Annotated in this window: 19 protein-coding genes; 12 read left to right on the top strand and 7 right to left on the bottom strand. The window is 62.7% G+C overall.

From position 1 onward, the window contains the following. Positions 1 to 203 precede the first annotated feature (203 nt). A complete protein-coding gene (locus tag ACLFLU_RS04845; protein WP_426411197.1) occupies positions 204 to 1424 on the top strand; it encodes an OpgC domain-containing protein in 1221 nt (406 codons plus the stop codon). A 41-nt stretch (positions 1425 to 1465) separates the two neighbouring features. After that, positions 1466 to 1960: a DUF2059 domain-containing protein gene (locus tag ACLFLU_RS04850; RefSeq protein WP_426411198.1), complete on the top strand. Its 495-nt coding sequence runs from the start codon at positions 1466 to 1468 to the stop codon at positions 1958 to 1960. 9 nt (positions 1961 to 1969) lie between these two features. On the opposite strand, the gene ACLFLU_RS04855 is transcribed toward ACLFLU_RS04850, so the two are convergent. The 7 genes from ACLFLU_RS04855 to ACLFLU_RS04885 form a co-directional block, all read right to left on the bottom strand. Further along, positions 1970 to 3466 carry a sugar ABC transporter ATP-binding protein gene (locus ACLFLU_RS04855; RefSeq protein WP_426411199.1) on the bottom strand — a complete coding sequence of 499 codons (1497 nt, stop codon included), beginning with the start codon at positions 3464 to 3466 and terminating at the stop codon, positions 1970 to 1972. Next, positions 3463 to 4560 (bottom strand): hypothetical protein, encoded by a 1098-nt coding sequence (locus ACLFLU_RS04860; protein ID WP_426411200.1) that lies wholly within the window; start codon positions 4558 to 4560, stop codon positions 3463 to 3465. Before ACLFLU_RS04860 ends, ACLFLU_RS04855 begins: the two co-directional genes overlap by 4 nt. Further along, positions 4557 to 6680 carry an ABC transporter permease gene (locus ACLFLU_RS04865; protein ID WP_426411201.1) on the bottom strand — a complete coding sequence of 708 codons (2124 nt, stop codon included), beginning with the start codon at positions 6678 to 6680 and terminating at the stop codon, positions 4557 to 4559. The genes ACLFLU_RS04860 and ACLFLU_RS04865 overlap by 4 nt, the downstream gene beginning before the upstream one ends. 81 nt (positions 6681 to 6761) lie before the next feature. Next, entirely contained in the window at positions 6762 to 7778 is a 1017-nt protein-coding gene (locus tag ACLFLU_RS04870) for a sugar ABC transporter substrate-binding protein (protein WP_426411202.1), read from the bottom strand. 40 nt (positions 7779 to 7818) lie between these two features. Then, complete coding sequence (locus ACLFLU_RS04875; protein ID WP_426411203.1) at positions 7819 to 8790, bottom strand: ABC transporter permease; 972 nt, start codon at positions 8788 to 8790, stop codon at positions 7819 to 7821. Between the two features lie 20 nt (positions 8791 to 8810). After that, entirely contained in the window at positions 8811 to 9563 is a 753-nt protein-coding gene (locus ACLFLU_RS04880) for a TetR/AcrR family transcriptional regulator (protein ID WP_426411204.1), read from the bottom strand. A gap of 214 nt (positions 9564 to 9777) precedes the next feature. Then, complete coding sequence (locus ACLFLU_RS04885; protein WP_426411205.1) at positions 9778 to 10983, bottom strand: ABC transporter substrate-binding protein; 1206 nt, start codon at positions 10981 to 10983, stop codon at positions 9778 to 9780. A gap of 164 nt (positions 10984 to 11147) precedes the next feature. Here ACLFLU_RS04885 and ACLFLU_RS04890 point away from each other — a divergent pair, with 164 nt between their 5' ends. The 10 genes from ACLFLU_RS04890 (at position 11148) to ACLFLU_RS04935 (ending at position 20144) form a co-directional block, all read left to right on the top strand. Next, a complete protein-coding gene (locus ACLFLU_RS04890; RefSeq protein ID WP_426411206.1) occupies positions 11148 to 11915 on the top strand; it encodes a FadR/GntR family transcriptional regulator in 768 nt (255 codons plus the stop codon). Positions 11916 to 12054: 139 nt separating this feature from the next. Then, positions 12055 to 13668 (top strand): acyl-CoA synthetase, encoded by a 1614-nt coding sequence (locus ACLFLU_RS04895; RefSeq protein ID WP_426411207.1) that lies wholly within the window; start codon positions 12055 to 12057, stop codon positions 13666 to 13668. A gap of 344 nt (positions 13669 to 14012) precedes the next feature. Continuing rightward, positions 14013 to 14240, top strand: a complete 228-nt coding sequence (hemP, locus tag ACLFLU_RS04900; protein ID WP_426411208.1) for a hemin uptake protein HemP — start codon at positions 14013 to 14015, stop codon at positions 14238 to 14240. A gap of 150 nt (positions 14241 to 14390) precedes the next feature. Continuing rightward, the gene (locus ACLFLU_RS04905; RefSeq protein WP_426411209.1) at positions 14391 to 15389 is read left to right on the top strand and encodes a hypothetical protein; all 999 of its coding nucleotides are present in this window, start codon (positions 14391 to 14393) and stop codon (positions 15387 to 15389) included. Between the two features lie 11 nt (positions 15390 to 15400). Continuing rightward, positions 15401 to 15847: an FMN-binding protein gene (locus tag ACLFLU_RS04910; protein WP_426411210.1), complete on the top strand. Its 447-nt coding sequence runs from the start codon at positions 15401 to 15403 to the stop codon at positions 15845 to 15847. Then, positions 15844 to 16680: an FAD:protein FMN transferase gene (locus ACLFLU_RS04915; protein WP_426411211.1), complete on the top strand. Its 837-nt coding sequence runs from the start codon at positions 15844 to 15846 to the stop codon at positions 16678 to 16680. Before ACLFLU_RS04910 ends, ACLFLU_RS04915 begins: the two co-directional genes overlap by 4 nt. Before the next feature lie 30 nt (positions 16681 to 16710). Continuing rightward, positions 16711 to 17100 (top strand): hypothetical protein, encoded by a 390-nt coding sequence (locus ACLFLU_RS04920; RefSeq protein WP_426411212.1) that lies wholly within the window; start codon positions 16711 to 16713, stop codon positions 17098 to 17100. 113 nt (positions 17101 to 17213) lie between these two features. Beyond that, positions 17214 to 18017, top strand: a complete 804-nt coding sequence (locus ACLFLU_RS04925) for an MBL fold metallo-hydrolase (protein ID WP_426411213.1) — start codon at positions 17214 to 17216, stop codon at positions 18015 to 18017. A gap of 144 nt (positions 18018 to 18161) precedes the next feature. Further along, the gene (locus ACLFLU_RS04930) at positions 18162 to 19181 is read left to right on the top strand and encodes an alpha/beta fold hydrolase (protein WP_426411214.1); all 1020 of its coding nucleotides are present in this window, start codon (positions 18162 to 18164) and stop codon (positions 19179 to 19181) included. 15 nt (positions 19182 to 19196) lie between these two features. Continuing rightward, a complete protein-coding gene (locus ACLFLU_RS04935) occupies positions 19197 to 20144 on the top strand; it encodes a fatty acid desaturase (RefSeq protein WP_426411215.1) in 948 nt (315 codons plus the stop codon). Positions 20145 to 20146 lie beyond the last annotated feature (2 nt).

Consider the following 20146-nt stretch of genomic DNA (forward strand, 5'->3'; position numbering starts at 1 on the left):
AGCTACTGTGCATGGGGTTGTTTTCGTCGCCCTTTGTGGGGAGGCCGGCGCGTTGTCATGACAAAGTCCCTTGCGCGCGCGCCAAGGTCGGCTACCGTTGGCACGCTAGTCGCCGGGTCAGGTGACGATTTGATTGATCTATTTTAGCATCCGAGTTCATCGGCGCCGCGACGGCGCGACGCCCACCGGACCGAGGCGGGGCCATGACCATACGGGACCAGCAAGCTCTCTTGGCTCCGGTCGAGCGCGATTTGCGGCTCGACCTCTTCCGCGGCATCGGCCTGTGGATGATCTTCCTCGACCACATCCCGCACGACGTCGTGGCCTGGCTGACCTTGCGCAATTACGGCTTCAGCGACGCCGCCGAGTTCTTCGTCTTCATCTCCGGCTATCTGGTCGGCTGGATCTACGGGCCGATCATCGCCGGCGGCTGGTTCCTCGCCGCGCTGAAGCGGCTGTGGCGGCGGGCGGCGGAAATGTATGTCGCCCACATCATGCTGTTCCTGCTGTTCACCGCGCAGATCGCCCGCACCATCAGGAGATTCGACAACCCGATGTATGCGGACGAGTTCAACGTTCACAATTTTCTCGACCATCCGGACATCCTGATCGGGCAGGCGCTCACGCTGCGCTACAAGCCGGTCAATCTGGACGTGCTGCCGCTCTATATCACGCTGGTGCTCGCAGCGCCCTTCATCGTGTGGTGCCTGGTGCGCCGGCCGAACCTGACGCTCGCCGCGTCCGCGGTGCTCTATGTGCTGGCGCGCTGGTTCGACTGGAATATCGCTTCCTATCCGCCGGGCACGACCTGGTATTTCAATCCATTCTGCTGGCAACTCATGTTCGTCGTCGCCGCGTGGTGCGGCGTCGGCCAGATCGAGAAGATCGCCAAATGGGTCTGGTCGAAGCCGGTGATGAGCCTGGCGGCGGCATGGATTGCGTTCGCCTTCCTGATCGTGATGACATGGCACATTCACGCGCTCGAGGCCCTGATCCCGAAATGGATGATCAAGGCGATCTACCCGATCGACAAGAGCGACCTCGACATGCTGCGCTTCACGCATTTCCTGGCGCTCGGGATCTGGGTGACCTATTTCGTCCCACGCCACTGGAAGGCGTTGCATCTGAAATGGTTGCGCCCGGTCATCCTGTGCGGCCAGCACTCGCTCCCGATCTTTTGCCTCAGCGTGTTCCTGTCGTTTTCGGCGCATTGGATCCTGATGCAATACACAAGGGGCGTCTGGGAGCAACTCGCGGTCTCCTTCGCTGGCTTCGTCATTATGGTCGGGGCGGCGTGGCTGCTCGACCGCGCCGAGCGGGTGCCTAGCCTGTTCGTCAAGGTGACCGATGTCGACGACGAGCCGGAGCCCGCTGCCGAAGGCGCACCGGTTACGGTCATCGCCGCAGCTCCCGTTGGCCGCTAAGGACCTATCGCGCCGCGCGAACGATTTTTCAGGAGATATCCATGCCGAGGCTCTTGTTGACGATTGTCGGCGCCCTTCTGCTCCTCGTCTGCAACGCATCGGTGCAGGCGCAGGCGCCGTCGCCCGAGGCGATGGATGCTGCGCGAAAACTGGTGACCACGCTGAAGATCGCCGATCAGTATCGCGCGGCTCTCCCGCAGCTCATGCTTAAACTGCGACCCGTGGTCGCCCAGGACAGGCCGGAGATCGAGCACGATTATGATGCGATGACCGCGCCGGGCTCCGACATCTACGCACCGTTCGCCGCTGCCATGATCGACCAGATCGCCGCCCTCTATGCCGCCAGCTTCACCGTGGAAGAGCTGCGCCAGATCGAGGCGTTCTATGTCCAGCCGGCTGGCCGAAAGCTTTTGGAGAAATCGGATGCGCTGGCGCAAGCGAGTGCGCAGATCGGCCAGGACGCGAACCAGAAGGCCGTCGACGAACTGAAGCAGCGTCTCACCGAGGCGCTGCGCCAGAAGGGACACAAACCGTAGGCGCCGCCGCTAGTGAATAGCCGCGTACATGATCTTCTCTTCCGTCGCCTCCAGCGCGGAAAACTCCTCCACGACCTTGCCCTGGCGTGAGACCAGGATGCGGTCGGACAGCGCCATGATCTCGGGCAGGTAGGACGAGATGACTACGACCGCCTTGCCCTCGTCGGCGAGCCGGTTGATCAGTTCGTGGATCTCGACGATGGCGCCGACATCGACGCCGCGGGTCGGCTCGTCGAAGATGATCAGGTCGGGCTCCTGAACCAGCGACTTTGCGATCACGACCTTCTGCTGATTGCCGCCGGACAGCTCGACCACCTTGCCGTCGTCGCCGATGGCGCGAACCTTGAGCTTCTGGATCCAGGTTTTGCCGACCGTGTCGGTTTCTCGCCGCGACAGCATCATGCGGCCCTTCGGAAACTTCGACAGCAGGCCGAGATAGATGTTGCGTGCGATCGAGGACGTCTCGAAGAAGCCCTCGACCTTGCGGTCCTCGGTGACATAGGCGATGCCGGCCTTGACCGCCGGCGCCGGCACCCGATAGCGCACCGGCTGGTCGTGCAGCAGGATTTCGCCGCCGTGGAAGAAGTCGCGCTTGAGCACGCCGGCGACGATCTTGAACGTCTCGGTGCGGCCCGCGCCGACGAGGCCGAACACGCCGGTGATCTGGCCTGCGAATACCGATAGCGAATTGTTCTTCACCATCGGCGCCATCTTCAAATTCTGCACCGTGAGAACGCGCGAACCCGCCGGCCGGACGCTGCTCTTCCGCGCGCCATAGAGCGTGTTGGAGAGGTCGCGCCCGACCATGGCCTGCACGATCGCGGCGCGGTCGAACTTGGCGACATCGTCGGTCACCACATGCTTGCCGTCGCGCAGCACCGTGATGCGGTCGGCGAGCAGCAGGGCTTCCTCCAGGGCGTGCGAGATGAAGACGATCGAGACGCCGCGCTTCTTGAGATCGCGGACGAGGTCGAAGAAGTATTTCTTCTCTTCCGGCGTCAGCGATGCGGTCGGCTCGTCGAAGATGATGACCTTGGCGCGATGCAGGACGGCGCGTGCGATCTCGACCATCTGCTTCTTGGCCGCGCCGAGGCCGCTGACGGTCGCGGTCGGCGTAACGTCGAAATTGAGCGATTGCAGGAATTGCTGGGCGGCGATGTAGATGCCGCGCAGGCGGTTGTAGAATTTCTCCTGCCCGAGAAACAGATTCTGCGCGACCGTCATGGTCGGCACCAGGCTGTTCTCCTGGAAAACCATGGCGATCCCGAGATTGCGCGCCTCCAGCGGCGTCTTCGGCGCGACATCGGCGCCGTCGACCATCATGGTCCCCGAGGTCAGCGTCACCACGCCCGCCATCACCTTGGTAAGGGTCGACTTGCCGGCACCGTTTTCTCCGACCAGTGCGTGGATCTCGCCGCGGCGGAGGTCGAAGTCGACCCCGTCGATCGCGGGCACGCCGGCGTAGAGTTTTGTCGCCTTGCGCAGCGAGAGTGCAATGTCGCTCATGGGCGAAACTCCTCGGCAAGGCCAGCAAGTGGCAATCGCAGGACGCGGCCCGGTCCTTTGGCGATCAGGATGAGATCGTTGCCCATCTCGATGGCGGCGACGATGCCGTGGTTGATGCCGTCGACCCGGCTGTGCAGCGAATAGAGCGGCTGGCCATTCGCATCGAGACGGATGACAAGGCCATAGGAGCGCGGCGGCGCCCACGGCTTGATGACGCCCATGGTCTTGATGTGCGCGCCCTGCATCGGCTCCTTGAACGAACGCCCCGAGCGCAGGCGCGGCGCAACCCAATAGGCCGGATCGATCTCGGCCATCATGCGGCGCCGGTAGCCGGGCTCACGCAACACGAACTCGACGAGCTGGGTCCGCGCGGTGAAAGCGGTGAGCCAGTAACCGCCGCCTGAAGCCTTGGACAGCCGAGACGGGTAGACGGGGAGGTGAGCAAGCACGACCTTTGGCGATGCGCCGGGCGAGACAAGAACGAGGCGATGACGCCAGCTCTCGCTGACCAGCATGGCGTTGCCGTGGGCGCAGGCGCCGAAGGCATAGCCGAATCCCTGGGCCAATCGTGTCACGGCCTTGCTGCCGGGATCGAGCTTGAACACCCTGCCGGTCCGATTGAGCTCCAGCAGGTCACGTGCCCAATCGTCGATGCCGCATGTCGTCGAGCCATCCGTTGCAATCAGTGTGTTGTCGTCCGCGAGCGCCAGCGCATTGACGGCGTTGAACGCGGCATCGGCGAACGTCACGCTCGGCTGTTCGGCCGAGGGGTTCGCGTATACACGCACCTCGCGTCCCCCGAGCGCGACGGCAAGGCCGCCGCCGGGAAGTGCACGGAGCGCCGATATCGGCTGCTCGAAGCTGCGCACCTCCGATGCCGTGCCGCCGCTCAGGCACATCAGCCGCCGGCCGTCCGCGATGAAGAGGTTGATTCCATCGGTGGCGATATCTTCCGGCGCCTCGCATGTCAGCAAGGTCTCGGCCGATTCCAGCTTCTGGTTGGGCTTCAATGCGCCGTCGAAGGATGGCACGGTGATGGTGGCGTCGCCGCGCCCGAGAAAGCGGTTGGCGAAGTCTCTGACGGCAGCGATCACGACTGCTTCCCCCACCGCTTGTCATACTGAACGAAGTTCGGATCGGCGTTGTCGAGCTTGTAGCGACCGATCCGGTTGTTGAGGATGCCGCCGAGATAGAGATAGCCGCGATGCTCGCGCATCGAGGTGATCATCGGATGGTTCTCGCCGTGCAGGTCCCAGAACGATTCGACGATCTTGCCCTGCTCGTTGAATTTGACCACGCAGCCGGTGTTGATGTTGGGGAACAGCCATTCGTCGACCGGCACGCGCTTGGCCATGCGACGGCGGAAGCCCGGCATCTTCCAGGCGAGGTCGAGCGAGGGACTGCGCATGCCGACCAGCGCCAGCCAGTAATTGCCGTCGGAGGCGAGGTTGATGTTGTCGGGGTAGCCCGGCAGATTGTCCATGACGATTTCGACCGCGCCCTTCTTCGGGCCTGCGAACCAGTAGCGCTTGATCGAGCAGCCAAAGGTCTCGGCGAACAGGATCGACTGGCCGTCGCTGGCGACGCAGATGCCGTTGGGGAATTTGAGGCCGCGCAGCTCGGTGCGTGTCGTGCCGGTCTTGGTGTCGTAGGAGATGATGCGGCCGTTGCCGCGCGCTTCGAGACCATCGATAGGCCACTCGTCCATCTCGTAACGCACAGTCGCTTCCGAGAAGAAGATCAGGCCGTCGTCGGTGATGTCGAGGTCGTCGGCGAGCCGCAGCCGGCTGTCGTCGTTGACCGAGCGCATGCTGCGATTGGTCTCGTCGGTTGCCTTTTCCACCGTGCCGTCAGGCTTGATGCGATAGAGGCCCATGCCGCCGATACAGACGTAAAGATTGTCCTCGCGGTCGAAGGCCATGCCGAGCGGCTGGCCGCCGATATGGGCGAACACCTCCATTTTCTGGTAGTCGGGCGCGAGGAAGCGCATGATGTCGCCGTGGCGCGAGCCGGCATAGAGGTTGTCGTGGCGATCGAGGATGACATCCTCCGGCGCCTCGATGCGGCCAAGGCCGATCGCCTCGACGTCACGCAGCTTGTCGTTCTGCTCGAACGGCCCGCCATGTCCAATTTCGGTTGGTGGTGGCGGCGGCAGCTCGTGGTAGGTCGGCGCGACATAGACCTTGCTGATGATGCGGGTCCGGTTCTTCTGCCAGCGGATGTCGACCATGGCTGCGACGAGCAGGATTCCGGCGAGCGCCATGCGGTTGACGCCGCCGCGCGCGTTCATGGTCGTGAGACCGTTGGTGATCAGGAGCACGATCAGCACCCCGACCGCCGATTTTGCGACGGAGCCCTTGCCGCCGCCGAGCGTGATGCCGCCGAGCACCGTCGCGGTCAGCACGATCACCTCGAGGCCGACGCCGATGTCACCGCCGACGGTGCCGAGCCGGGAGGCGAAGAACAGCGCGCCGACGCTGGTCAGCACGCCACTCGCGACGTAGCAGAGCGCGATGGTGCGGCGAACGGGAATGCCTGAATTATATGCCGAGCGACGCGAGCCGCCGATCGCGGTGATGTGCCAGCCCGGCCGCAGCCGCGTCATGAAGATATGGCCGAAGATGGCGATGACGATATAGGCCAGCGCCACGGTCGGAATGCCGAGGACGCTACCTGCGCCAATGAAGTCCCAGGACGGGATGTCGGGGAAGGCCGAGGCGATGGCGTTGGAGTAGCGCTGGATCAGAAGATCGTAGGCTGAGCGGTAGATGATCAGCGTGATCAGCGTGGTGATGAAAGCGCGCAGCCGCAGATACCCGACCAGGATGCCGTTGACGGCGCCGAGCATCGCGCCGCACAGCAGCGTGGCGATCACCACGGCCGGAACCGGCCAGCCTGCGACGTCAAGCAGATAGAGCGCGCAGAAATCGGTCAGCGCGAAGATCGAACCGACGGACAGATCGATGCCGCCGACGATGACGACGAGCGCGAGCCCGAGCGCGATGAATCCGATCTCGCCGGCCTGTCGCGCGGTGTCAGCGAGGCTCGCCGGCGACAGGAAGTTGTCGATGGATCGGCTGAACGCAAAGCCAACGATCAGGAGAAGGATGACCGGAATGGCTGTTTCGGTCCAACGCTTGGACAGAATTTCACCGAGCAGATGATCCGGCCAGTAGCGGTAACGCAGGCTTGTCAGGGTATCGCGCATCGGCATTCCAGCGGGGCATGGGAAAAGTTGGGAGCGAGGTCCCCGGGACCTGAATAGCCGCCGGGGACCTCATACGTCAGCGTCGAACTATTTCTTGAGGTCGCTGAGATTCCAGCAGGCCGTCTGGCTGTCGGCGTTCTCCTTGGTGATCGGAATCAGCGTGGTGTATTCCGAGCCCTTGATCGAGCCGGGCTTGGCGCCCGACGACAGTAGCCACTTGATCGTACCGGCCATCTGCGCCGCCTGGGTCGGCACGTCGTAGCTCATGTTGAGGTCGAACGCGCCGGATTTCACCAGCTCGCAGGCGCCCTTGCGCTCGCCGCCGCCTGATGTCGCGAGGAACACCTTGCCGGTGAGGCCTGCTTCCTTGACCGCGGCTGCGGTGCCGATGTCCATGCCGTCCCAGAAGCCGACGATGCCGCAGAGATCCGGATTCTGCTTCAGCACCGTTTGGGTGATCGCCTTCGCCTTGGCGGCATCCCAGTCGGCGGCCTGGCTCGACACCACCTTGATCTCGGGATGCTTGGCGAGAACGTTCTCGACACCCTTGAGCGTATAGGCGCTCGCGGCGGCCGACAGCGCACCCTGGATGATGGCGATCTTGTTCGACTTGCCCTCGCAGGCCTTGACGACGCCTTCGGTCTGGCGTTCGCCGATCTCGACCCAGTTGGCGCCGACGAAAGCGGAGCTGCGGTAGGCGGAGCCCATGTTGATCTGGATGACGTAGATGCCCTCGGCCTCGGCGCGCTGGAGCAATTTGGCGTAAGTCTGCACGTCCGGATTATGCACGACCATCACCGCCGGTTTCTCGGAGATCAGCGAGGTGACGGCCTGCGCGCCGGCATTGGTGTTCCAGTTGGCGTCGCGGATCACGAACTTGACGCCGAACGGCTCGAGCTCCTTCTTCAGGCCGGCGTACCAGCCCTCAGTGAGGTCGAAATTCATCGCGACCGGCACATAGGCCACGGTCTTGCCGGCGAGCGCTTCCTTGAACGGCTTCTGGAACGGCTCGTCCAGGCCCTGCTGGGCGAGAGCAGGTCCAGTCAGTGCCGCGAGAGCCAGTCCGGCGAGGGTTGTCTTTGTCAGGCTGCCAAAGGTCTTCATTGCTTCCTCCTTGGTTATGGATGTCGTTCTTGTCGGTCGTTCAGATGTCGCCTTGCTGTGCCGTTTCTTCGTTGCGCGGATTCAGGAAGGAGTCCGTGATGACGGCGAGCAGCAGGACAACACCCTTGATCAGATTTTGCCCGGCGTAGGAGATGTCCATGATGGTCATCCCGTTGAGCATGGTGCCGATCAGCAGCGTGCCGATGATGACGTTCAGCACGCCGCCACGCCCGCCTGATAGCCCGATGCCGCCCAGCACGACGACCAGGATCACGTCGTAGATCAGCGTCGAGTTGAAGATGCGGGTCGGCATCGAATTGACGGAGGCTGCCAGCACGAGGCCGGCAAAGCAGCCTATCAGAGCGGTGATCACATATTGCAGGACAATGATCGGACGGGAAGGAATGCCGGTCACGCGCGCGGCGTAAGGATTGTCGCCGATCGCGTAGATATAGGCGCCCCAGCGGGTCTGGCGCAGCAGGAATGCGACCACGATGCAGGCGATCGCGAACATCCAGATCGACGTCGGAATGCCGAGAACTGTGCCCTGTCCGAGCCGTTCGAAGCCGTTCATGCCCGGGCTCCATTGCACGACGTCGAGCTGGAACAGCGCAGCTTGCCCAAGTCCGGCGAGCAAGAGCCCGGTTGCCAGTGTCGCAAACAGCGAGGGCACCTCGGCATAGGCGATCAGCCAGCCATTGACGAGGCCGAAGGCGATTGTGAGCAGCACCGCGATCAGCAGCGAGAACGGCAGCGAATGGCCGTTCTGCACCAGCTGAAGCACGAGTCCCGGGGGCACGGCGAGGGCCGCGATCAGCGAGATGTCGATGCCGCGGCCGATCACGACGATTGCCATGGCGAGGCCGAGGATGCCGAGCACCGCCACGTTCTGGAGCAGCGTCAGCATGTTCTCCGCCGTCAGGAAGCCGTTCAGGAAGATCGAGAACACGAGGAACAGCAACGCGAAGACAGCGAAAACGATCTCCTGCTGATTGAACCGAAAGCGCTTCATCGTCTGGTCTTTCCTGCGTTCTATGGGTGCGCCGTCTGCTTCAGCCTCGATCGAGCCCCGGCGGACGAGCGTCCGTTGATGCTGTTGCCGCTCGACAAGGCGGCGCTCACGAAATTGCCGACGCCGTCGATGTATCCGTCGATCGACGTGCCGCGTCTGCGGTACTTGGCGCGTTTCACGTACCAGTCCTGCAGCAGCGGCTTGATCAGCGACGCCGTGAGCCTGACGTGGTCGATCGTGAAGGCGCCGCTGGCGACGCCCTGCTTGAGAACGTCGGCGATGATCTTCTCTGTGGTGGCTTCCATGTCGATCGCGCGCTGACGTTCCGCTGGCGGGAAGGACTTGGCCTCCATGAAAGCGAACACGAACCAGGGCTGCATTGCCTCGCTCATGCGGATGTGGGTCGCGATGATCCAGTCGAGGTGCTTGCAGGCGTCATCTCTGACCTCCTCGGGAGGCGCGGTCAGCACCTCGGTCGCTGTTGCCGCGACCTCGCCGAGGATCATCGCGAGCAGCCTGGGTTTGCTGTCGATGTAGGTATAGAGACCGCCCATGCTGAGGCCGGAGGCCTCTGCGAGCTGACGCAGCGTGGTGGCGTGAAACCCCTGCTTGTTGGAGAGCGCGAGGGTGGCGCCGATGATGCGTGTCAGATTCGCGACGGCGAGCCGCGGCTTCTGCACGCGGATAGAGGCGCGATGACGTTCCAGAATGCGCGTGCACAGCGCTTCTGTCGAGAACGCGTTCTTCCAAGGTCGTCGGCGCGCGAGATTCACGCTGCCTCCCCAAATTTCTTCCTGGATTTTTTGGCGTTGTTGTTGATCCAGGCGTGGGCTTTGCGCCCTTGTCGTCATTCCTAGCGCAGAGAGTGGCTGTCGGGAAAGGGGGCTGCCATAATTTTCTGAGAGAGCGCTCGCTCGCTTTTTCCGCGCCATGCAATGTGGCGGACCCGCACTCCGCGAAGGGAGGCAGGTCCGTCGTAGCGAAATCTCACTTCACCAGCGGACAGCCGCCGTCCTTCAACGGACGGAAGGCCTGGTCGGCCGGCACCTCGGCGAGCAGCTTGTAATAGTCCCACGGCGCCTTGGATTCCTCGGGCTTCTTCACCTGGAACAGGAACATGCTGTGCACCATGCGGCCGTCTTCGCGAAGGATGCCGTTGTCGGTGAAAGCATCCTTCACCGGCAACTCGCGCATCTTCGCCATCACGGTCTTGGTGTCCTTGGTGCCGGCGGCCTGCACGGCCTTGAGGTAATGCAGCGTCGCGCTGTAGGTCGCGGCCTGGTTCATCGTCGGCATGCGCTTGACGCGCTCCATGAAGCGCTTGCCGAAGGCGCGGGTCTTGTCGTTGAGATCCCAGTAATAGGCCTCGGTGATGATCAGCCCCTGTGCGAGCTTCAGGCCCAGGCTGTGCACGTCGGAGATGAACATCACGATCGCCGCCAGGTTCTGCCCGCCGGCGACAATGCCGAACTCGCCGGCCTGCTTGATCGCGTTGATGGTGTCGCCGCCGCCATTCGCAAGCCCGATGATCTTGGCCTTGGAGGCCTGGGCCTGGAGCAGGAACGACGAGAAATCAGCGGTGTTGAGCGGGTGCTTGACGCTGCCGAGCACCTTGCCGCCGGCCGCCCTCACGACGTCGCCGGTATCGCGCTCAATGGAGTGGCCGAACACATAGTCGGCGGTGAGGAAGAACCAGCTGTCGCCGCCGTTCTTGACGATGGCGCTGCCGACCGTATGGGCGTTGGAATAGGTGTCGTAGGTCCAGTGCGCGGTGTAGGGCGAGCAGGATTTGCCTGTGATGTCGGAGCTCGCCGCGTCCGTGACGATCATGATTTTCTCGTACTGCTTCGACAACTCCATCACCGCAAGCGCAGTGGCCGAGGTCGGCAGGTCGATGATCATGTCGACGCCGTCGGTCTCCCACCATTTGCGGGCGATGGTGGAGGCGACGTCGGGTTTGTTCAGCACGTCGGCCGCGACCATGTCGATCGGCTTGCCGAACATCTGCCCGCCAAAGTCCTCGATGGCCATCTTTGTGGCCTCGACATTGCCCTGGCCGCCGATGTCGGAATAGACCGAGGAGAAGTCGGAGAGTACGCCGATCTTGAGCGGGGTCTGCTGGGCGGAGGCGGGGGTGATCAGGGCAGCCGACAGCAATGCGGCCGCAGACACGAGTGCTGCGATAGGTCTCATGGACACGTTTCCTCTTGCGGGACTGTTCCGTCTCTTTGTCCGACAAAGTTAGAGTGAGGTTCTGCAGGAGTCAATTTGCTGCAGATGCGGCATCAATAACCGGGTTTGACGTGCTTTTCGGCAGCCCCTATAGTTTGTCGGACAATCGCCATTAGGGAGCTATCGTGCGACTCTCGCCGCTCTTCCGTCCGATCGATGTCGCGCCGGCCTATCAGAAGGTCGCCGACGCCATTGAACGCGAGATCGTCAATGGCCGTATCAAGCCCGGCGATCCCATCGGCACCGAGCATGATCTCGTGCGGCAGTTCGGCGTCAACCGCTCGACCATTCGCGAAGGCATTCGGGTGTTGGAGGAGGGTGGGCTGATCAGCCGCGACTCCTCGCGCCGTCTGCACGCGTGCCTGCCGCGCTACAGCAAGCTGACGAGCCGCCTCAGCCGCGCGCTGGTGCTGCATGAGGTCACGTTTCGCGAGCTCTACGAGGCTTCGATGACGCTGGAGGTCGCAAGCATCGAGGGTGCGGTGGAGCGCGCAACCGAGGAGGATCTTGCGGAGCTCGCTGACAACCTTGTGCGCAGCGAGGCGGTGGTTGGCGATCCCGCGGCGCTTGCGGAATGCGATGCCGAATTCCACGTGCTGGTCGCAAAGGCCTCGCAGAATCGCGTGCTCCAGCTCGCCCGCGAGCCGGCAGCGCAGCTGTTCTATCCGACCACCGAGATGATCGTGACGGGTGTCGCCGAAGGTGGCCCGCGCCTCGTCGACGCACATCGTCATCTCATTGATGCGATCCGTCGCCGCGATCGCGAGGCCGGTGTGCTCTGGACGCGCCGGCACTTGCAGGACTGGCGCCGCGGCTTCGAGAAGATCGCTTCGCTCGATCGATCGGTCGAGCACATGTACATGGAGCACGCGCAGGCGACCCGGCGCAAATAGCGCCGCATGATCCGGACTCGAAGGGCCGCGCCAGCGCAAAGTGTGAAGCGGTTTTTCGACAAGATCATGCGCAAGAAAGACAAGACGCAAGATCTCAAACAATAAACTCAGCAAGTAAAAACATCACACGGAGGGACATATGACCGGCGATATCGGAGCCACCATCTCGAAAGCGCGCGAGCATTCCATCGGCGATCTCTTGCGCCGCGCAGGCAGCCGCGAGCCGACCAAGCTTGCGGTGAGCTGCGGCAGCGTGAGCTGGACCTTTGCCGAGATGGATACGATCTGCAACCGGCTCGGCCGCGGCCTGCTCGCGCTTGGCGTCAAGAAGGGCGACCGCCTCGCCGTGCTCTCGCGCAACTCGCATGCCTTCGCCGCCCTGCGTTTCGCGGTGGCCCGGATCGGCGCGGTGCTGGTGCCGATCAATTTCATGCTCAATCCGGACGAGATCAATTTCATCCTGAAAAGCTCCGGCGCAAAGCTGCTCGCGGCCGGCCCCGATTTCGTCGAGCCGGCGCGCGCCGCGAGCGCGAAGGATTGCGCTGTCGAAAAGATGGTCTGGCTGCCGGGCGAGGATCCCGCCACGGCGCCTGCTGGACTCACCACCTTCGACGATCTGCTTCATGCCGACGGCTCGTACCTCGAGGCGTCCGTCGACAGTCGCGATCTCGCGCAGATCGTCTACACCAGCGGCACGGAATCCCTGCCCAAGGGCGCGATGCTGACCCATGAAGCCGTGATGTGGCAGTATGTCAGCTGCATCATCGACGGCGGCATGAGCGTGGACGACAAGTTCTTGCACGCGCTCCCGCTCTATCACTGCGCGCAGTTAGATGTGTTCTTGGGGCCGCAGATCTATCTCGGGGCCTCCGGCGTGATCACGGGGAAGCCTACCGCCGACAACATTCTGGCGTTGATCCAGGCGCACAAGATCACCTCGTTCTTTGCGCCGCCGACGATCTGGATCGCGATGCTGCGCTCGCCGAGTTTCGACAAGACCGACCTGTCGACGCTGCAGAAGGGCTATTACGGCGCCTCCATCATGCCGGTGGAAGTTCTGCTCGAGCTGCAGCGCCGCCTGCCGAATGTAAAGTTCTGGAATTTCTACGGTCAGACCGAGATCGCGCCGCTCGCGACCGTGCTGCGGCCCGACGACCAGCTGCGCAAGGCCGGCTCGGCCGGCAAGCCTGTGCTGAATGTCGAGACGCGCGTGGTCAACACGGCGATGGAAGACGTCGGGGTTGGCGAGGTCGGCGAGATCGTGCACCGCTCGCCGCATCTGCTTTCCGGCTATTACAACGATCCCGTCAAGACCGCGGCGGCCTTCACGGGCGGCTGGTTTCACTCCGGAGATCTCGCCACCGTTGACGACGAAGGCCACATCACCGTGGTGGATCGCGTCAAGGACATGATCAAGACCGGCGGCGAGAATGTCGCCAGCCGCGAGGTCGAGGAGATGGTCTACCGCATCCCTGAGGTCTCCGAGGTCGCCGTCGTCGGCCTGCCCGATCCGCGCTGGATCGAGGCTGTGACTGCGATCGTCGTGGTCAAGACCGGCGAGAAGCTGGATGAAGATGCCGTCATCCGGCATTGCGCCGGCCAGATGGCGCATTTCAAGGTGCCGAAGCGCGTCATCTTCGTCGACAGCCTGCCGAAGAACCCCAGCGGCAAGCTGCTCAAGCGCGAGCTGCGCCAGCGCTTCGTCGGCGGCGAGACGCTCGACAAGGCGATCCAGAAGAATTTCGGGACGTGACCAAGTGGCGCAGTGGTGGGTGCTGCGTCCTCACCACTCGCATCTCGATTTAGATTAGCTCCAAATCGATCAACTCACATATCGTCGCGGCGGTGCGTGGCCGTGGTTCGGGAAGCCCAACCAATTGATCCGGTTGGCGAAGCTGGGCGGACATATTTGGAAATGCTCGGTCTTTCGAGGCTGGATGTTAGATCGATTCTAGCTGAGGCATATTGTCTCAACATCGCCTCGCAGTTTATTTCGATGCCGGGGCAGCCGCTCGGGGGCCCGAGTTCATACTCGGCAGCGAGAATTCCTGGCTGAAAATTCTGAATCGGAATCGGTGAGTCGGCCGGCGCTTTGCCTTGGCGGAGAGCGATGCCGGCTGGCTGATGGGCGCATACGGGACTGCAGTGGCGGACAAATCAGATGACGATGACCGTTCAAACGTTGCGCCGCCGGCCGCGCGGACGCCGCGAACGGTCAGCAGCCGAGACCTCCTGAGAGGCGAGAAGCTCCTGGTCATCGAGCACGAAGAGGAGGTCTACCGGCTGCAGCTCACCGCTGCAGGCAAGCTCATTCTGACGAAATAGCGGGCGGGAACGGGAGAAGTCCCGCCGGCACCGAATATCAAATCAAAGCAGGTCACGTTTTCAGCCAGCCACCTCTGCGACAGCGGAGGAAGCCAGCCACAGAACAGATCATTGGAACTGGTCTTGGCACGAGTCCCGAGGAGGGTGGTGATGGTTGGAAGAATTGATCTGTTTACGTCCCGGCGAGGAGGGCAGACGCGCGGCGCAGCCTCCGAAACGGTCATCAGAAGTATGTTCGCATGCTCAGCCCGTGCTGTCGTCGTTGCGGCGATGCTCGCGACGGCTAGCTCGGCTGTCTCTGCCGAAGAATCGATCTTCGCCTACGTTTACACCACCGACTTGTTGCCGCAGGGTGGCAAGGAGGTCGAGCAATGGGTGACGTGGCGGCATCAGAAGAACAGTGGCACCTATGACCAGATCGAGGGGCGAACTGAGTTCGAATATGGTCTCGCCAGCAACCTGCAAGCCGCAATCTATCTCAACTATGCCTGGACGCAGGCCTATCACAACGGCCCGTTCGGCGCGACGACTCCACCGGAGCAGTTCTCCGATTATGCGGCGGGCTCAGACGATTTCTTCAACGCAAAGCGCTTCACCGGTGTCTCGGGCGAGTTGATTTACCGGATCCTCAGTCCCTACACTGACGGCATTGGGCTTGCGCTGTACACCGAGCCGACGGTGGGTCAGAATTTCTTCGAGCTGGAAAACAAGATTATCGTCCAGAAGAACTTCATGGACGATCTCGTCACCGTGGCGTTCAACTTCACCTGGGCGCCAGAGTTCCGCAACACGCCAAGTGATCCCACTGATCCCACTTCCGTCAAAAGCTGGGGCATGGAGACCGATATCAATTTCGGTCTCGCGGTCTCCTACCGATTTATGCCGAACTGGTCAGCGGGCTTCGAATTCATGAACGAACACGAGGTCAATAGCTTTTGGTTCAATCACGAGTCGAACAACGGCTACTATCTCGGCCCCACCTTGCACTATGGCGGCGAACGCTTCTTCCTGACCGCAACGGCGCTCTGGCAGATGCCTTGGGCAAGCAGTCATACGGACACAGTGCCGGGCGCTCTGGTGAACGGTTACATCGGGGACAACGATTTCGAAAGATTCCGCTTCCGGATGAAGGCCGGCTACACGTTCTGAGGGGTTGAACTATGAAAGCAAGTCATTGGGTCTGGCTGCCGGTTGCTGCGATCAGCACCTCGGCCTATGCGACGACCTATTTCAGCGTCGAGCAGGCGCAGCGGGCGATCTTCCCGGGCGCCGCGTTCACGAGCACGGGCAAGCCGAATACCTGGCGGACCTCCAATGGCGGCTATTTCGTCGTCGAGCGCGTGGTGGGCAAGCATGAATTCATCACGATCGGGGTCGGCATCAATTCAAACGGCACGGTCAAGCAGATCGAGATCATGGACTACCGGGAGTCTTATGGTTACGAGGTGCGCGAGGCCTCGTGGCGCGCGCAGTTCGTCGGCAAGAGCGCGAGCTCGCCGTTGGAGCTCGGCGCCGACATCAAGAACATCAGTGGCGCGACGCTGTCGTCCAAGCATATCACCGACGCCGTGAAGCGGGTTCTACAGGGCCTGAAGGCCAACGGATGAGACGGCTGCGCCCGTTGCTCGGGACGTTCGTCGAGATCGAGGCGAGCGGCCTTGCCGAGCCGCTACTCGAGCGGGCCATCACGCATGGGTTCGAGGCGATCGAGCGTGTGCATCGACTGATGAGCTTTCACGACCCGGAGAGCGATATATCGCGCCTCAACCGCCATGCCGCATCCGCGCCGGTAGTCGTCGATCCCTGGACGATGAAGGTCCTGCGCAAGGCAGCCGGCCTGTACCAGGCGACCGATGGATTGTTCGATTGCGCGGTCGGGTATGAGGCGATTCAACGCGGGTTGTTGCCCCCGGACGGTCTCGACCACGTCGAGCGCGGGACATTTTCGGCGGTCGAGTTCGTATCCGACATGACGATCAGATTCTCGGCCAAGATCGCCATCGACCTCGGGGGCATCGCCAAAGGATTTGCCGTCGATCGCGCTATCGCAGTGTTGCGGGCGCATGGCGTACGCGAGGCGCTGGTCAACGCCGGCGGCGACATGCGGATGATGGGCGAAACGCCGCGGCCCGTCTACATTCGTTGTCCCGGCGAGCCGCGCCACGTCCTTCAGGCTGGTCTCCTGCGCAACGCCGCGATCGCAACCTCCGCGGCGGCAACGACGATGCGCAAGGGCAATGCGCAGGCGCAGCCGGCGGCAGCGCCCGCGTCCGATCCCGACGGCGCTGCCTATTCGGTGGTCGCTCCGACGTGCCTGCTGGCCGACGCCTTGACGAAAGTCCTGGTCCAGCTTCGCGATCCCCATGCCAGCTGCTTTGCCGGCTTCGGAGCCATGGCCTTCGTCATGTCTCCGGATGCGATCAAGGGCAGGGCGGCCTGACCCATGAGTCTCGGGCGTTGGCAGAGAGCGATGGTCTTCGTCACGGTCGCCATGGTCGCTCTGTCGGGCCTGCTGTGGTTCGTGCTGCACGATATGTTGGCCGAAGACTGGAGCGAATCCACGCGCATTCTGCTCACGCTGCATGGCGTCACGTCCTATGCGCTTCTGGTGGCCATCGGTTCGCTGCTGCCGCTTCATGTCCGTGCGGGGTGGCTCCGACGACGAAACCTCGTCACCGGCATTCTGGTGACAGCGTCCATGACCGTCCTGAGCGTCACCGCGCTCGTGCTGTATTACGGCAGTGAAGAGACGCAGGTGGTCGCGAAGTGGGTGCACCTGGCAGTCGGGTGCTGCTGTATCTTGCTATTCTTGGCGCACGCATTCCTGAAAACGAGCCCGCGCGCGTCCGGCAATCGGTGAAGAGGCGCGCGATTCAGCCGCCGGGCGCGTTGGTTCCGGTATCCTGCGTGTGGCAGCCCTTGCCGTCACCGCTGCTCAGCCTTTATTGAGGTGTGTCTTCATGGAGTGAGGCTATGCCCTTCTGGACTTGCGAAACCTGCGGCGCCCAATTCCCGGTCAGCACAAATCCGCCGGCATCCTGTCCGATCTGCGAAGACGAGCGGCAATTCGTGAACTGGAAGGGCCAGATCTTCCTCACGCCCGGGACGCTCGCCGAACGTCACCGCCTGGTCTGGCGCGATGATCTCGGCCTCACCGGGATCGCGCTCGAGCCGAGCTTTGCGATCGGCCAGCGCGCGCTGCTGGTCCCCGATGGCGGGGGATACGTGATGTGGGACTGCATCCCGCTGGCAACCCCGGAGGCGATCGCGCATGTGCGCTCGCTCGGCGGCCTGACAGCGATTGCGATCTCGCACCCGCATTACTATGGCGCGCTTGCCGACTGGAGCGAGGCGTTTGGCGGTGTGCCGGTCTATCTCCACGCTGATGATCGCCAATGGGTGACGCGTCCGCATCCGTCGATTGTGCACTGGACCGGCGATCATCATCGTATCTCGGACGATGTGTTGTTATTGCGCACCGGCGGCCATTTCGCCGGCGCCACCATGCTGCACCATGCGAGCGGCGCCGGCGGCAAGGGAGCGCTGCTGACCGGCGATATCGCGCAGGTGACGATGGACCGCCGCTTCCTCAGCTTCATGTATTCCTATCCGAACTACATGCCGCTCAACGCCGCCGCGGTACGGCGGATCGCTGCGGCCGTCGAGCCGCTCGCCTTCGATCGCATCTATGGCGCCTGGTGGGGCCGCAATATCGCCTCAGGCGCGAAGGCCGCCTTTGCGGCATCGGTGGAGCGATATATCGCGGCGATCGCCTGACGGTCGGAATCCCGTTGCCTTTGTCTAATAATTGTACTATTGGTACAGTTATTGACGCAACGATGCGTTTGCTGGTCCGGCACGATCGATGCATCGTGGTCGTGGCGGGCGCATTCTGCGGCCGCGTGAGCGGGAATTGGACGCATGACGGGGCAGCGCGACTACGAGATCTTCGAGGCTGGCGATGTAACGCTTCAATCCGGTGCTGTCTTCCCTGCGATGAAGCTCGCCTACAAGACCTACGGCACGCTGAGCCCGGCCAAAGACAACGTCATTCTCTACCCGACCTCGTTCAGCGCGCAGCATTTCGACACTGAATGGCTGATCGGGCCCGATGGCGTGCTCGATCCCACCCGCTATTTCATCATCATCCCGAATCTGTTCGGCAACGGCCTGTCGTCGTCCCCGTCAAACTCCGGCAACGGGCCGTTCCCGCAACTCACCTATCACGACGCCGTTGCAGTCCAGCATCGGCTGCTGACCGAGCGCTTCGGCATTACAAAGCTCGCGCTGGTCTATGGCTGGTCGATGGGCGGCATGCAGGCCTATCATTGGGCGGCGCTGCACCCCGATATGGTCGAGCGCGCCGCGGTGGTCTGCGGCAGCGCGCGGTGCGCGCCTTACAACTATGTTTTCCTCGAAAGCGTGAAGGCGGCGCTGACCGGCGATCCCGCCTTTCGCGACGGCCGCTTCGTCGAGAAGCCTGTCGCCGGCTATCGCGCCATGGGGCGGGTCTATGCCGGCTGGGCGATGTCGCACGGTTTCTATCGCGACGAGCTCTGGCGAGAGGCGGGCTTCACCTCGCTGGAGGACTATCTCGTTCGCGCGTGGGACGCGACATTCGCCCGGCGTGATGCCAACGATCTGCTGGCGCAGGTCGGCATCTGGCAGCGCGGCGATATCAGCGCTTGCGCGGCATTCGACGGCGATTTCGATCGAGCGCTGGCAGCAATCAAGGCGCACATGCTGCTGATGCCGGGCGCGACCGATCGCTATTTCGACGTTCGCGACAACGACGATGAGCTAGGCAAGCTGGTTAACGTGAAATCGGCCGTGCTGCATCCGATCCCGTCTCTGCACGGCCATCGCGCCGGCAATCCCGTCAACACTCCGAGCGACAAGGCCTTCCTCAGGGGCGAGATTGCAACTTTGCTCAGCAAGTAATGCAGGCATCCGATCATGACTGACGCGACTGTTTCAGAGCCCGGCCATCGTCTGAAGCCGCTGAGCCCGGCCATGCTGCGCGAATTGTCGGTGCGCTCCAATCTCAGGGGTGTGGCGCAAAGCCTCAGTCACTACGGAATGATCGTGCTGGTCGGCGTGCTGATCTGGATGGTGTCGTCGCGCCATGGCTTGCTCTGCGCGCTGCCGCTGATGGCGGCGCAGGGCTATCTCGTCGCCTTCCTGTTCATGGCGGTGCATGAGACCGCGCACAAGACCGCGTTCAGGACTCGTGGCCTCAACCTCGCGGTTGGCTATCTCTCGGCCTTCATCATCGGACTGCCATACGAGTATTACTGCCTGTTTCACTGGGATCATCATCGCTACACCCAGGATCCGGACAAGGACCCGGAGCTGATCGTCGGCGTGAAGCCGACATCCGATGCGCAACTCGCGATCGCCTATAGCGGATTGCTCCAGGTTGCCGGCCGCCTCCGGCTGATGCTCGGCCATGCTATCACCGGCAAAGTGGTCGTGTCCTGGATTCCCGAGAACAAGCGCGGCACTATCGTGACCGAGGCGCGGGCCTATGCCGCGTCCTACGCATTGTTGCTCGGATTGTCGCTGTGGTTCTCGTCGGCGCTGCTGCTGTGGGTCTGGATCGTGCCGCTGATGATCGGGCAATTCTTCCTGCGACCCTATCTCTATGCCGAGCACACCGGTTGCGACCGTACCCGCAGCGCGTTCCAGAACACCCGCACCACTTACACCGGCGCGATCGTCAAATGGTTCGCGTGGAACATGCCCTACCACGTCGAGCATCACGCCTATCCCTCGATCCCGTTTCACGCGCTGCCGAAGCTGAACGGAATCGTCGATAGTGAAATCGTCTATCGCGGGCGCGGCTATATCAGAACGACGCGCGAGACCTGGGCCTGGTTTCGCCGGCATCGGAAGAGCGCTTAATC

It is taken from the genome of Bradyrhizobium ganzhouense (assembly GCF_049949285.1).
GTDB classification, from domain to species: Bacteria; Pseudomonadota; Alphaproteobacteria; order Rhizobiales; family Xanthobacteraceae; genus Bradyrhizobium; species Bradyrhizobium ganzhouense.

Excerpts from the sequence above, each read along its gene's own strand:
- ACLFLU_RS04845 (WP_426411197.1), top strand. The coding sequence starts at position 204 with ATGACCATACGGGACCAGCAAGCTCTCTTGGCTCCGGTCGAGCGCGAT.
- ACLFLU_RS04850 (WP_426411198.1), top strand. The coding sequence starts at position 1,466 with ATGCCGAGGCTCTTGTTGACGATTGTCGGCGCCCTTCTGCTCCTCGTC.
- ACLFLU_RS04855 (WP_426411199.1), bottom strand. The coding sequence starts at position 3,466 with ATGAGCGACATTGCACTCTCGCTGCGCAAGGCGACAAAACTCTACGCC.
- ACLFLU_RS04865 (WP_426411201.1), bottom strand. The coding sequence starts at position 6,680 with ATGCCGATGCGCGATACCCTGACAAGCCTGCGTTACCGCTACTGGCCG.
- ACLFLU_RS04870 (WP_426411202.1), bottom strand. The coding sequence starts at position 7,778 with ATGAAGACCTTTGGCAGCCTGACAAAGACAACCCTCGCCGGACTGGCT.
- ACLFLU_RS04875 (WP_426411203.1), bottom strand. The coding sequence starts at position 8,790 with ATGAAGCGCTTTCGGTTCAATCAGCAGGAGATCGTTTTCGCTGTCTTC.
- ACLFLU_RS04885 (WP_426411205.1), bottom strand. The coding sequence starts at position 10,983 with ATGAGACCTATCGCAGCACTCGTGTCTGCGGCCGCATTGCTGTCGGCT.
- ACLFLU_RS04895 (WP_426411207.1), top strand. The coding sequence starts at position 12,055 with ATGACCGGCGATATCGGAGCCACCATCTCGAAAGCGCGCGAGCATTCC.
- ACLFLU_RS04905 (WP_426411209.1), top strand. The coding sequence starts at position 14,391 with ATGGTTGGAAGAATTGATCTGTTTACGTCCCGGCGAGGAGGGCAGACG.
- ACLFLU_RS04910 (WP_426411210.1), top strand. The coding sequence starts at position 15,401 with ATGAAAGCAAGTCATTGGGTCTGGCTGCCGGTTGCTGCGATCAGCACC.
- ACLFLU_RS04915 (WP_426411211.1), top strand. The coding sequence starts at position 15,844 with ATGAGACGGCTGCGCCCGTTGCTCGGGACGTTCGTCGAGATCGAGGCG.
- ACLFLU_RS04920 (WP_426411212.1), top strand. The coding sequence starts at position 16,711 with ATGGTCTTCGTCACGGTCGCCATGGTCGCTCTGTCGGGCCTGCTGTGG.
- ACLFLU_RS04925 (WP_426411213.1), top strand. The coding sequence starts at position 17,214 with ATGCCCTTCTGGACTTGCGAAACCTGCGGCGCCCAATTCCCGGTCAGC.
- ACLFLU_RS04930 (WP_426411214.1), top strand. The coding sequence starts at position 18,162 with ATGACGGGGCAGCGCGACTACGAGATCTTCGAGGCTGGCGATGTAACG.
- ACLFLU_RS04935 (WP_426411215.1), top strand. The coding sequence starts at position 19,197 with ATGACTGACGCGACTGTTTCAGAGCCCGGCCATCGTCTGAAGCCGCTG.